Origin of the sequence: Psychromonas arctica, from assembly GCF_036697365.1 — a bacterium.
Taxonomy (GTDB): domain Bacteria; phylum Pseudomonadota; class Gammaproteobacteria; order Enterobacterales; family Psychromonadaceae; genus Psychromonas; species Psychromonas arctica_A.
In genome coordinates this window covers 150,246-163,757 of sequence record NZ_JBAHZA010000001.1, presented here as the reverse complement: position 1 = coordinate 163,757, position 13,512 = coordinate 150,246, and the positions used below count along the sequence as shown (strand labels likewise).

Below are 13,512 nucleotides of genomic sequence, written 5' to 3'. Positions count from 1 at the left end.
TAGTAATGGCAATCGTTGCTTTACGGTTATTATAACGCCATAGTCTAGGCCACTCTAAAGGGGAGCCTAAATATTTTGCAGAAATATCCCGTAAGGTATCTCCTTTTTCACAATATATTCCATTGTTATTTCTCTATTTAATTTGATTTTTTAATTATATTTGTTGTTTATACGTCAAATAAAAGTTTTTGGCAAAGTGAAAGTGAAAGTGAAAATGAAAGTTAAACTTAAAAGGAGTCTATTTGTTAGACGAGTATTAGAATATTGTTAAAACCGCTTAACATTCATAACAACCGTTTAAATGTGTATTTTACCGCTCAATTAATCAACTAATGCTATTTATAGGCAATCGATTAAAGTGCGAGCATCAAATTAACTCATTTAAAAGGACTTCACCATGATTTGGTTCCTCTTTTGTTTAGCATTATTAATTGGCGGCTATTTTATTTACGGTACGTTTGTAGAGAAAGTATTCGGTATTAAGAATCAACGCCAAACACCTGCTTACGAAAAGCAAGATGGCGTGGACTATGTTGCTATGTCTACTCCTAAGGTTTATCTTGTTCAGCTACTTAATATTGCTGGTGTTGGTCCGATTTTCGGTCCAATTATGGGCGCGCTATACGGTCCTGCAGCAATGTTATGGATTGTATTAGGTTGCATCTTTGCTGGTGGTGTACACGATTATTTTTCAGGTATGTTATCAGTACGTAACGGTGGCGCCTCTGTTCCTGCGATCACTGGTAAATACTTAGGTAACAATGCCAAACATTTTATGAACGTGTTTGCGCTAGTATTATTATTATTAGTGGGAGTGGTCTTTGTATCAGCGCCGGCGGGTATGATCACTAATTTAGTCAACGAACAAACTGATATGACAGTTTCATTAATGTCGATGGTAGCGATTATTTTTGCTTATTACGTCATTGCGACAATTGTACCTGTCGATAAAATTATTGGTCGTTTTTACCCATTCTTTGGTGCGTTACTGATCTTTATGTCAGTTGGTTTAATCGTAGCCGTTGTTGTTTCAAGTGACCATACTTTGTTGGGTGATTATGAAGTAAGCCAGATGCTTACAAACATGAACCCTAACGATCTTCCTCTTTGGCCTGCACTATTCATTACGATTGCTTGTGGTGCTATCTCTGGTTTCCATGCAACACAATCGCCTTTAATGGCTCGTTGTATTGAAAATGAAGAGAATGGTCGCTTTGTATTTTATGGAGCGATGATTGGTGAAGGTGTAATTGCTTTAATTTGGTGTGCGTTAGCGTTATCTTTCTTTGGTTCAGTTGAAGCATTATCTGATGTTGTTGCAACAGGCGGTCCAGGCGCAGTAGTGTATGATGCATCTTTCGGTTTATTAGGTGTATTTGGTGGTGTTTTAGCCTTCTTAGGTGTGGTCATTTTACCTATTACCTCTGGTGATACGGCATTCCGTTCAAGTCGTTTGATTCTTTCTGAGTACTTCAATATGGATCAAAAAACGATGCGTAACCGCTTATTAATGGCGCTACCGTTATTTATTCTAGGCGGCATATTAACGCAAGTTGATTTCGGTATTATTTGGCGCTACTTTGGCTTTGCTAATCAAACAACTGCGGTAATGATGTTATGGACAGCAACAGCTTATTTAGTTCGCCACAATAAATTCCACTGGATTTCTACAGTACCTGCAATGTTTATGACGGCTGTCGTTATTACCTTTATCTTAAATAACTCAAACCTTGGTTTTGGTTTATCGATGCAAATCTCAACAATTGTCGGTATTCTTTCGACAGTAGCAATCACAGTATACGTATTAACTAAATCAAAACGTGCTCTGTTTGTGAATGAACAAGGGAATGCAATTGATGATGATGGTGTAGAAGTCGCACCGCAAAAAAGCTAAACACAACAATGTAGGTTGTTATAGTTAAAACATTAAAAAGCCCATCTAATGATGGGCTTTTTGGTTTTGGGGAAAAGTGTGGTTGTTTAAGGTAAAGATCCTTTAGTAGCGGTAGCTATTAGACGAAGTCTGATTTCTGGGGCGCTGACTTTAGTCTGCCTGTATGCGGTTATCGCATATTCTGTTTGCTTTAATGAGTGAAAATCTATTTTAAGGTATTTAACACTAAACACTGCAGGCTGAAAAAGGGAATCGCAGAGCTCTTCCGCTCGTGACACTAGCCTGTCGGCTAATTTGCCCAGCACCCCAAGTTCAAAAGATGTTTCGTTTAATTGAGTTGAGTTAACTAGGCGGGTTGAATAACTGAGCCATGAATGTTGAAAGTAAACACAAGTTAGTAGCGATAGCGATTAGACGAAGTCTGATTTCTGGGGCGCTGACTTTAGTCTGCCAGTATGCGGGTAACCGCATATGACGTTACGCTTGAATAAGTAAAAATTTAATTCAAGATATCCGACACTAAACACTAAACACTAAACACTAAACACTAAACACTAAACACTAAACACTAAACACTAAACACTAAACACTAAATACAAAAGTTCAAAAGATGTAGGCTAAAAAAAGAAATCGCAGAGCTCTTCCGCTCGTGACACTAGCCTGTCGGCTAACTCGCCCTGCGCCCCTTTAAAGATGTTTCGATTAATTTAATATTTTCATCCCATAAACAAAAAGGCCAATCTACAGGTAGATTGGCCTTTGGATTTTTAGCGCTAAGAAGGGCTGTTAGCTGTTTAATTACTCTTCGTCGTAATCGTAGTCGAATTCTGCGTCGTCAGCTTCTAGTGCGCGAGCACGTGCTTCTTCTCTTTTTGCTAAGAATGCAACATTAGCTGCTTCTTTTGCTGCAGCTGCTTTTTCAGCTTGAGCGTTACGCTCTGCACGGCGTTCAGATTTTCGTGCATTAGCTTCTTTTTGTTTTGTTAAAAAGCCTTCTAATTCTTTTTCAGCCCATTCAATGGCTAACGCTTCAGTGGCAAAACCATCTTGTTGCTTTGATACATTGCTTCTACGAGCACTAACACGACGGGTGATTTCTGCACTCCAGGTATTAGCGTCCTGTTTGATTTGGTAATCGAACTTTTTTTGTTGGGTCATGAGCTATTCCTAGTTTAGACGTTGTTTATTTAAGGCGCGCGATAATAACACAGTTTAGTTATAATCTTCACCGCTTATTTATTGTTAATTTTAGCCCATTGAAATCCATCATTACTTTTAATAACAGAGGGCTTTTTCTCTGTTTTGGGAGCAGGTGACTGTGGATTTTTGTCCTGTGTCGCTAGGATACTACGGATCAATTTAGTCGTCTCAGGGTGTTTACTACAAAAAGTTTTTAAATACATAATTTCAACACGACTTCTGGCCCAAGGCGTTTGGCGTAAAAACTTTAAACATGATTTTTGTGTTGGATTATTTAAAAAGCATTTTATACCTAGTTTGTCTCCCATCTCTTTCCATGAATATATGGTTTGGAGATCGGTAAGAATTTGAGCTAGCTTAACGCCGTGCAATGGGTCATTTGTTTGCATGTTTAATTGTCTTTTCTGAATCTGAATAATTTACTCTGTCAGCTTACAGCAAGTGAAAATTAATGCTTAATTAAATGTCAATAATCACACTTTTTATACTGAATTAGTTCACTTATTCTCATTGAAAACATATCATGTGGTTGATTTTGATATTAAGAGGTTGAGATGGCTTACATTCCAAGTAATTATAAAAGTTTAGAAAGCGATTATCGTGATAAAGCGTTAAAGCTGTTTCCTTGGGTATGCGGGAAGTGCGCCCGTGAATTTCCTTATTCAAACTTGAAAGAGTTGACGGTTCATCACATGGATCACGACCACAGTAATAACCCTGCTGATGGCAGTAATTGGGAGTTATTATGTATTTATTGTCATGATCATGAGCATGATAAATACACTCAAGCAGACTTATATGGCAGTCATGTTGAAGCGGGCGATGATAACGTTGCCACTGCAACATACAATCCCTTTGCTGATCTTCTCTCAAAAATGAAAAAATAGCTTAAAATGTGATCTAATACATGCTTTGTGATATGTATAAAAAAGGTATGTATTAGCGCATTTTTTATCTCATTTTATTCTATAACATTGATTTATCAGTTTTTATTTCATTACAATTAGTAATGATATCTCCTTCGGACTCCACTTTTAGTTATTCTTAGCCAGTACTGCTGTTTGTTAACTGCTCATTTTTTGTTTGTTTATTGCTATGTATTTGTGTGTTTATCAATCTTTTATACTACTAATGCCATATGTATCAGTACTTTCTGCTAGTTGTTCATTATTTAATATTTTACTTTTGTGCGAGTAATGTTTAGTTTATCGGCCTGCAAGATTCGGTCAATTATTGACTGTTTCAAGGATATTTATTTTCAGTGAGGAAGGTTATATGCAGGAGTTAGTGGATTTTCTAAATGGTCTCATCTGGAGCCCAGCACTTATTTATTTGTGTTTGGCGGCAGGTCTTTTCTATTCTTTTCAAACCAAGTTCGTTCAAGTTCGTTTATTTAAAGAAATGTACACCTTGTTATTATCTGGTAAAAATTCTAAACAAGGGATTTCATCGTTTCAAGCTTTATCCGTTTCATTATCAGGTCGTGTTGGTACAGGTAATATTGCCGGTGTTGCAGCTGCAATTGGTTTTGGTGGTCCTGGTGCTGTATTTTGGATGTGGGTGGTCGCATTTTTAGGTGCTGCAACTGCTTACATCGAGTCAACATTAGCGCAAATTTACAAAGAAGTGGATAACGGTCAATATCGTGGTGGACCTGCATATTACTTAGAAAAAGTTACCGGACAACGTTGGTATGCTGTGATTTTTGCGATTGCAACTATTGCCGCTTGTGGCCTTTTGTTACCAGGTATTCAATCAAACAGTATTGGTAACGGAATTGAGTTAGCTTTTGGTACGGGACCACTCATTGAAACTGGTATAGGCGTGTTTAGCCAAGCTAAAATCATGACAGGTGTATTAATTGTTTTGATGTTGGGCTTCATCATTTTTGGTGGTGTTAAGCGTATCGCTAACTTTACACAAATTATTGTTCCATTTATGGCTTTCGCTTATGTACTCATCGTCATGGTTATCATTGGTTTACATATCTCTGAGTTACCAGCAATATTTATGATGATTGTCGGTGATGCATTCAGCCCAATGGCGGGTATTGGTGCTGCAATTGGCTGGGGTGTTAAACGTGGTGTTTACTCAAATGAAGCAGGCCAAGGTACAGGTCCTCATGCTGCCGCTGCTGCGGAAGTAGAGCATCCTGCTCAACAAGGCTTAGTACAGGCATTCTCTGTGTATATTGATACATTATTAGTATGTTCTGCTACTGCTTTCGTTATTTTAATTACTGGCGCTTATAACGTTCACGGTGTTGGTGAAGCATATTTAGTGCAAAATTTAGGTGCTGAAATTGCGGCTAATGGTCCTGCTTTCACGCAATTAGCGGTTGATAAAGTACTTCCTGGTATTGGTAAACCATTTATAGCATTAGCATTATTCTTTTTCTCGTTTACTACTATTTTAGCCTACTACTATATTGCTGAAACAAATGTTGCTTATTTACGCCGTACTCTTAAATTACCTGATTTTACTTTCTTATTAAAAGTTGTACTTATTGCTGCTGCTTTTTACGGTACAGTAAAAACAGCTAACTTAGCATGGGGATTAGGCGATGTTGGTGTTGGCTTGATGGCTTGGTTAAATATTGTCGGGTTATTGCTTATTTTCTTCATGGGCAAACCTGCGATTAAAGCACTAAGAGATTACGAAAAACAGCGTAAAACACAACCTGATAGCTACTCTTTTGATCCGGTGAAATTAGGTATTAGTAAAGCATCGTTCTGGGAAAAAAGACTAGAAAAACAAAAAAGTGAAAAATAGTTTTTAGTTTAATGTATTGATTGAGCTAAGTATTTATTTTCTCTAAAAGCGCCATTTAGTTTTGTCACTAAATGGCGCTTTTTTGTTTTATTGTGGTGGGGTTTACGGTTATATTGTGAAATATGTATTAGTCATTAATTAAAGTAGGTATGAAAATGGATAACGCACAACAAGTAGAATTAGAAGCAGCAGCATTTCGTCGTTTATTAAAACATCTAGACAGTCGTAAAGATGTGCAAAATATTGAGTTAATGAACACCGCTGATTTTTGCCGTAACTGTTTATCAAAATGGATGTTAGCAGAGGCTCAAGAACGTAATATTGAGATGACAGATGATCAAGCACGAGAGCATGTCTATGGTATGCCTTATAGTGAATGGAAAGCCAATCATCAATTGCCAGCAACCCAGGAGCAGATGGCAAAGTTTGAAGCGTTAAAAGCGAAGAAATAGTTTAAATTATACCAATTACATTAAATAAGTGATCTAAATTTTACGCCGGAAAAATGACTAAGTTCAAGGCGTAATTTAAGTTAAATAGTTGTTCTATTTGCGAAAATTACAACGAAGAAATAAGTTGTTTTAACAAGTGAAATAGATCAGTTGATTAGTGTGATTGGTATTAGATGGCGAAGTACTTTGGTGAGAAATACTAGTATGCGATGACTCGCATACTAGTAGGCTAAAGCATGCGCCCCGAATATTAAGCTTTGCTTAATAGCTGTCGCAATTAACTCTTTTTTTTTACTCATTTCGGAACAATTTTATTTTTTGTGTTTAATTTTTTGAATGAGACTTTTAGTTCGCTTTGCTCATTGTGGCCAATATTCATATGCGATGATTCACATACTGGCAGGCTAAAGCATGCGCCCCGAATATTAAGCTTTGCTTATATCTGTCGCTACTAACTATTACTCTCTATCTAATATCAGTTGCCACATGGCTTCGTAGTTGAGCATGTTGAGGTGCTTTTTGGTACTTTGATGCTTGAGTTTGTCTTGATCGTTGTTATAAGGACCGGTGGCGCATAACTCACAGTAGGCGTCACCTTTATATAGTGATTCATTCAATTGTGATTTGATAGCATGCGCAGAGTTGTCACTCCATACGTAGGTGATGCCTTTAGTGTCTTTAACATGCTTGTCGCGGTCGACATTTCTTACTTTGTAACCTGGGAAAGCATCAATATTAAAATTGTGCCAACCTAGGTAATCAATATCAGTATTTCTGTGTAATGCATTTTCAATATTCCACTCTTTATAAGGTTTTACATCTTTAGAAGTGATGTAGCACAAGCGTGCGCCATTTGGATCTAAAAAGTGCTTAAATGAGTTAACTAAAAAATGACGCAATAGTTGGCGGTTTAAGGTGTTGATATGTACTTCTTTACACTTTTCTTGAAACTCTTGATGTGATTTAAAGGCAGGGATCAACGGAAACTGAAAGATCACTAAATCAAAACTATGCTTTTCTAGTGTCGACCAAGCATTAGGATCGGTGACGTCGAATTCACATAAGACTGGGCATTGCTGGTCTAATAATGTTTGATAATCATTGTGTGCGTATTTGCCTAATAACACGTCACTCGTATCTAATACGGTTGCTGTTAAACTTGCTGGCTGGTAGTGGGTTAATAATGAAGCAGAAAAAGACAGATCGCCGTCTCCAACTGTTAATATTCGCCATGTCTTATCAATGATCATCATCTTTTCCTGTGTTAAAAATCGCGCGCAGTATAGCAAATAGAGGGTAATATGTTAGGTGATATTTATTATACTAATCACGCTAATTAACTTATCTAGAGAAGTGTGAGCCTAAATTAAATTAGGCTCATTCATGTCAACTGGGTTAACTTTCAGAAGAGGTTAAGAGTGCATCAAATGCTTCATTACCTTGTAAGTTTTCAAAGTCATCCTCTTCCGCAGCTAACTCTCGTAATGCAGAACGGCCTTCGATTGCTTTTTCTAAATCGCTGATCGCTTGATCTTCAACACCTAAACAAGCATAAGCACAGGCGCGCTGGTAGAAAGCATCTTGATTGGTATCATCCATATCTAAAACACGGTTACAAATACTTAACGCCCAATGGAACTCTTTTAATTCCATGGCTGCATCGGCTTTTGAAGTTAACGCTTCTAAATCACCTGGACGAATTTTTAAAATGGCATCATAAGCAGCCATTTTTTGCTCAGGTGTTTGGCCTTTCTGTGCTCGTAACCAGAGGTTATGAATTTCGTTAATTTTTTCAATTTCAATATGGTTATCAGCAATACGCAGGGTTTTTCGGCGTAAATCTTTTTCTAAGTTTTTGAATTTTTCTTCATAAGATTGCGCAATCATTTTAATTTCGGCATTGGCTTTCTTAGTGGTGTTAACACGAATTTCGTGTAACGATTTCCAACCAAATAGAGCAACCAGAGACGCAACACCTGCAATAACATAAAAGAAGAAATTTACGGTTTGTTCCGCATAACTTAATGATTTATCAGCCACGTCCAATTCACGATCAGTAATCTGCACTGTAAGGCTTCGTTCCAGATCTTGTAGATCATGACGTAGAACTTTTAATTCATCTAACACATAACGTTCAACAAGCGCTTTTTCTGCGAAGATAGAAGTGTCTGCTTCGGCTTCTTTTTTTGCCAATGCAGATTGAACTGCTGCTTCTATTTTTTGCACATGCTCAACGGCCGAAACAGACTCTGCTGTGTTAACTTCTGTTGTTTCTTCTGAAGCTAATGACAGAGAAGATATGATACTGAAAAATGCAAATAGTATAACTTTAATTGGCATAAACCGATGTCCTTTGACGCGCTAAAATTAGCGTGAAAGTATGAACGAAGCGCACATTATTACAACCATAAAGGTAATCTTTTTGCTTGATATTAGAATTAATTACAGGTTGAATAGTGAGCTTATTTAATTTAAGAGTAATAATTATGCAAGAGCCTGAAAGTCATCAAGAAAAGTGGTTATCTGGTTTCATGAAAGAAACCTTTAAAGAGCAAAAAAGAACACGTCGCTGGGGAATATTTTTTAAGTTACTCACTTTTACCTACCTGTTTGTTGGCTTATTTCTGTTTATGAATACTGGTTTATTAAATAAACAAACGGCAACTAAAGAAGAGCACACTGCAATGGTAGTGGTAAACGGTGTGATAGCCGCCGATGAAGAGGCTAATGCTAATAGTATAGTTAGTTCATTGAGAGCTGCCTTCAAGGATGAACATTCAAAAGCAGTAATGATGGTTATTAACAGCCCGGGTGGTAGTCCAGTACAAGCTGGTTATGTGAATGATGAAATTAAACGTTTACGCGGTTTATACCCTGAGAAAAAATTATATGCTGTGATAGCTGAATTAGGTGCATCGGGCGGTTATTACATGGCGGTGGCTGCTGATCAAATTTATGCCGATAAAGCGAGTTTAGTAGGGTCGATTGGTGTAACTGCGTCAGGCTTTGGTTTTGTAGACTTAATGGAGAAAGTCGGTGTTGAACGACGTCACTATACTTCTGGTGAACATAAAGCCTTTTTAGACCCGTTTTCTCCAGCAAAAGCTGAAGAGAGCGAGTTTTGGCAAGGAGTGTTAGACAGTACACACCAGCAATTTATCAAAGTCGTTGAGGAAGGGCGTGGAGAGGGTTTAGTTAAGGACAATAAAGATTTGTACTCAGGTTTAATCTGGAATGGTGAACAGGCTTTAAAAATGGGCTTAATAGATGGTTTAGGTAGTCCAGGCTACGTAGCAAGAGAAGTTATTCAAGCGGAAGATATTGTAGATTATTCAATTAAACCATCACCATTAGAAAGCTTTACTGAGCAATTAGGTCTATCGATTGGTGAAGGTGTTGCCACATTATTGAATAGCTCAAACGCATCAATGGAGTTGAGATAACGCTTTCTGTTTTTAGCTACTAACTCATTTTATTTATAACGCCTCTGACATCAGGGGCGTTTTTGTTTGTGGGGCAAATAAGACTAATAGTTATTAAAGTTGTAAATTAAGACACATCTTTTGACTTTGGGGCGCATGCTTTAGCTTGCTGATTTTTGTGTTTAATACTTAATATTGTAAGTAAATTTTTGCTTATTTAAGGAGATAGTTGTATGCAATAACTTCCATACTGGCAGGCTAAAGCCAGCGCCCCGAATATTAGACTTTGTCTAATCGCTATCGCTACTAATTTATCTTTACTCTCAACATCCATAGCGCATTTAATCAACTCGTTTAGTTAACAGAAACCCAATTAAGCGACACATCTTTTGACTTTGGGGCGCTGAGCGAGTTAGCCGACAGGCTAGTTTCACGAGCGGAATAGCTTTGCGATTCCTTTTTTAGCCTGCAGTGTTTTTTCTTTTTGTGTTGAGGTTGAGTATTGAATCTCTTGAATTAGATTTTCGCTCATTCAAGGGAATAGTCATATGCGGTTACCGGCATACTGGCTACAGCCTGTTTTTAGGCTGAAGCGCTATCCTACTTTTATTACCTAACCATTAATCAATTGCTTTTAATGTTGCTTTTAATAATGCCCAATAATTGTCTACTGATGCTATTTCAACTTTTTCATCAGGGCTGTGTGGGAATTTGATGGTTGGGCCAAAGGAGATCATATCCCAGTGCGGATATTTTTCGCAGAATAATCCACATTCTAATCCTGCATGAATAACCATGGCTTTTGGCTTGTTGCCAAACAAGGACTGATATTGTGTTTCCATCACCTGATAAATCGTTGATTCTTTATTAGGTGTCCAGCCAGGGTAATTACCTTCGGTAGCGACTCTTCCTCCGTATTGTTTAAAGTGCATTGTCAGTTTCTCTGCACATTTATGTTTGTCTTCTTCTATTTGTGAGCGAATTAATACTTGTATTGCAAATTGGTTCATCAATCCGCTTTGTTGTGTCACAACAGCAAGGTTACTAGAGGTTTCTACTACATTAGGAAAGTTATCATCCATTGAAAAAACACCATTATCGCAATGTGCGAGCGCATTGATTAGATTATCGTGAGATTGGTGCGTTAATACTGAGCTTGGTAAATCACAAGGTTGAAGTGTGACAGTAAATTTACTCTCACTTTCTCGGTATTTGTCACTCAAGCTAACCTGTAGAGTATTGATAACCGTTTCTAAACTGTTTTGATACTGCGCATCACATACAATAACTGCATGGGCTTCACGTGGAATAGCATTTCTTAAACTACCACCTGACAGTGATGAAATAAGGAAAGGTGCAGCATCTAAGTTCATTAACACATTTGCTAATTCTTTAATTGCATTGGCGCGGCCTAGGTTGATATCAACGCCAGAATGACCGCCTTTTAACCCTGAAATGCTAATTTGGTAAGCACTCTCAGTGATATCTGTTTCCATTTTCTCAAAAGGTAGCAGGACATTGACATTAATACCGCCTGCACAGCCAACATATAGCTCACCTTCTTGCTCTGAGTCAGTATTAATAAAAACTTTCCCCTGTAATTGTCCGGCTTCTAAACCAAAAGCTCCGGTCATGCCGGTTTCTTCGTCGGTTGTAATTAACACTTCTAATGGGCCATGTTCAATATCCGAGTCAGCTAAAACAGCTAGGCAAGATGCCATTCCAATGCCGTTATCTGCTCCAAGTGTTGTGTGGTCAGCGCGCAGCCATTCACCGTCAATGACAGGAATGATTGGATCAGTTAAAAAGTTATGTACTTTATCATTGTTCTTTTGTGGGACCATATCTAGGTGGCATTGTAATATTACAGGTGTTTTATCCTGATAACCCGCGGAAGCTGGTTTTGTTAATATTAAGTTACCTATTTTATCCTTAACACAATCAATATTATTTTCTTGTGCCCAATTAATAATCCAATTTCGTATTTGTTCTTCATGTTTAGAAGGGCGAGGAATTGCACAGATGTTTTGGAAGAATGACCAAATTGGAGCGGCTGGATGTGATTGTAATTGTTGCATAAACAGGCCTTTTGACGAATAAAATGAAAATAACCTCAGTTTTGCTTAGTTTTATGTTCAAGCTAGAATGTTTTTATAAAAGTGAATTTTATAAAAAATAGACTGATGATCTTATATAAAAAGAAACCTTATTCGCGAATAAATAACGTTGACCACGGTTTGCATGGTTTGTGTCATCCAATAATATTAAAAATAATCATGTAAATTAAGTTAGCTTATTTAAAATCAATGCTTTATTAGGTTTTTAGTTGCGTAAATACGTTGCTTTATATGAGGTTACGCTACTCGGTTTAATCAATAATTCCAATCATTTTAATCAACAAACTGTAGAAATTTGATCTCGACAACTTTTGTGACCACCGTCATACCTTCTTAATTAAAAATTAATAAGAGATATTTTTATAAAAATGTAAAATTTGATTGGTCAATTGGACTGAAGATCTATAAAATGCACGGAATTTGCCAAATTTTACTATTTTCTGGTGAAAAAATGCTTTGCATGGCCTCACTCAGATTATATAAATTTTTATTTATTTGTTTTATTTATGGAGGTTAACTTGAGTCATTCTGCCATACTGGTGTTGGAAGATGGGACTGTCTTTAAAGGCGTATCAATTGGCGCTGATGGGAGTTCTGTTGGTGAGGTTGTTTTTAATACGTCAATGACCGGCTACCAAGAAATCCTAACTGATCCATCCTACGCAAGACAAATCGTAACACTCACTTATCCCCACATCGGCAACACCGGCACCAACCAAGAAGATGAAGAATCTCCTGCAATTCATGCATGTGGTTTAGTTATCCGTGATTTACCTCTCCTAGCAAGCAACTTCAGAAATCAAGCGTCTTTAAGCGAATACTTAGCATCACGTAATGTAGTTGGTATTGCTGACATTGATACACGTAAACTAACACGTATTTTACGTGAGAAAGGTGCGCAAGCTGGTTGTATTATTGCTGGTGAAAATATCGATGAAGCTGCTGCATTGGCTCAAGCTAAAGCATTTCCTGGTTTGAAAGGTATGGATTTAGCGAAAGAAGTAACGACAGCAGAATCATTTGAATGGTCTGAAGGTAGCTGGACGCTAACTGGCGGTTTACCTAAGCCGAAGACAGATTGCAAATACCACGTAGTTGCTTATGACTACGGTGTAAAACGCAACATCTTACGTATGTTAGCAGACCGTGACTGCAAGTTAACAGTAGTACCAGCGCAAACACCAGCCGCTGAAGTACTAGCAATGAATCCTGATGGTATCTTCCTTTCAAATGGCCCTGGTGATCCAGAACCATGTACTTACGCCATTGAAGCGATTCAAGCCATTTTAAAAACTGATATTCCAGTATTCGGTATCTGTTTAGGTCATCAATTACTTGCCTTAGCAAGTGGTGCAAAAACAGTGAAAATGAAATTTGGTCATCACGGCGCAAACCATCCTGTTAAAGACTTAGAGCGTGATGTAGTGATGATCACTAGCCAAAACCACGGTTTTGCAGCAGACGAAGCAACACTACCTGCTAACTTACGTGCAACGCATGTTTCATTGTTTGATGGTTCTTTACAAGGTATTCATCGTACTGATAAAGCGGCATTTAGTTTCCAAGGTCACCCAGAAGCTAGCCCAGGTCCACATGATGCAGCACCACTATTTGATCACTTCATTGAATTGATTGAACAGTACAAAAACGCTTAG

Annotated in this window: 11 protein-coding genes; 6 read left to right on the top strand and 5 right to left on the bottom strand. The window is 37.7% G+C overall.

Going from position 1 to position 13,512, the window contains the following annotated elements; all coding sequences use genetic code 11:
• Positions 1 to 397: 397 nt before the first annotated feature.
• A complete protein-coding gene (locus tag V5290_RS00655) occupies positions 398 to 1,894 on the top strand; it encodes a carbon starvation protein A (protein WP_333380695.1) in 1,497 nt (498 codons plus the stop codon).
• 798 nt (positions 1,895 to 2,692) lie between these two features.
• Here the strand turns inward: V5290_RS00655 and V5290_RS00650 are convergent.
• Positions 2,693 to 3,052 carry a DUF3622 domain-containing protein gene (locus tag V5290_RS00650; RefSeq protein WP_333380693.1) on the bottom strand — a complete coding sequence of 120 codons (360 nt, stop codon included), beginning with the start codon at positions 3,050 to 3,052 and terminating at the stop codon, positions 2,693 to 2,695.
• A 74-nt stretch (positions 3,053 to 3,126) separates the two neighbouring features.
• Positions 3,127 to 3,483: a VF530 family protein gene (locus tag V5290_RS00645; protein WP_333380691.1), complete on the bottom strand. Its 357-nt coding sequence runs from the start codon at positions 3,481 to 3,483 to the stop codon at positions 3,127 to 3,129.
• Positions 3,484 to 3,648: 165 nt separating this feature from the next.
• Between V5290_RS00645 and V5290_RS00640 the strand changes: the two genes are divergently transcribed.
• From V5290_RS00640 to V5290_RS00630, 3 genes are all read left to right on the top strand, one after another.
• Positions 3,649 to 3,981, top strand: a complete 333-nt coding sequence (locus V5290_RS00640; protein ID WP_113818677.1) for a YajD family HNH nuclease — start codon at positions 3,649 to 3,651, stop codon at positions 3,979 to 3,981.
• 388 nt (positions 3,982 to 4,369) lie between these two features.
• On the top strand, positions 4,370 to 5,866 hold the full coding sequence (locus tag V5290_RS00635; RefSeq protein ID WP_333380688.1) for an alanine/glycine:cation symporter family protein: 1,497 nt from the start codon (positions 4,370 to 4,372) through the stop codon (positions 5,864 to 5,866).
• Between the two features lie 155 nt (positions 5,867 to 6,021).
• Positions 6,022 to 6,318, top strand: coding sequence for a DUF1244 domain-containing protein (locus V5290_RS00630; protein WP_333380686.1), 297 nt, complete (start codon positions 6,022 to 6,024; stop codon positions 6,316 to 6,318).
• A gap of 458 nt (positions 6,319 to 6,776) precedes the next feature.
• On the opposite strand, the gene V5290_RS00625 is transcribed toward V5290_RS00630, so the two are convergent.
• Both V5290_RS00625 and V5290_RS00620 read right to left on the bottom strand, forming a co-directional pair.
• On the bottom strand, positions 6,777 to 7,568 hold the full coding sequence (locus tag V5290_RS00625) for a class I SAM-dependent methyltransferase (RefSeq protein WP_333380684.1): 792 nt from the start codon (positions 7,566 to 7,568) through the stop codon (positions 6,777 to 6,779).
• Positions 7,569 to 7,713: 145 nt separating this feature from the next.
• The gene (locus V5290_RS00620) at positions 7,714 to 8,658 is read right to left on the bottom strand and encodes a tetratricopeptide repeat protein (RefSeq protein WP_333380682.1); all 945 of its coding nucleotides are present in this window, start codon (positions 8,656 to 8,658) and stop codon (positions 7,714 to 7,716) included.
• 146 nt (positions 8,659 to 8,804) lie between these two features.
• Here V5290_RS00620 and V5290_RS00615 point away from each other — a divergent pair, with 146 nt between their 5' ends.
• Positions 8,805 to 9,761 carry a S49 family peptidase gene (locus V5290_RS00615; protein WP_333380680.1) on the top strand — a complete coding sequence of 319 codons (957 nt, stop codon included), beginning with the start codon at positions 8,805 to 8,807 and terminating at the stop codon, positions 9,759 to 9,761.
• A gap of 599 nt (positions 9,762 to 10,360) precedes the next feature.
• Here V5290_RS00615 and V5290_RS00610 read toward each other — a convergent pair.
• Positions 10,361 to 11,818, bottom strand: coding sequence for an aminoacyl-histidine dipeptidase (locus tag V5290_RS00610; protein WP_333380678.1), 1,458 nt, complete (start codon positions 11,816 to 11,818; stop codon positions 10,361 to 10,363).
• Between the two features lie 545 nt (positions 11,819 to 12,363).
• On the opposite strand from V5290_RS00610, the gene carA reads away from it, so the two are divergent.
• Positions 12,364 to 13,512: a glutamine-hydrolyzing carbamoyl-phosphate synthase small subunit gene (carA, locus tag V5290_RS00605; protein ID WP_333380676.1), complete on the top strand. Its 1,149-nt coding sequence runs from the start codon at positions 12,364 to 12,366 to the stop codon at positions 13,510 to 13,512.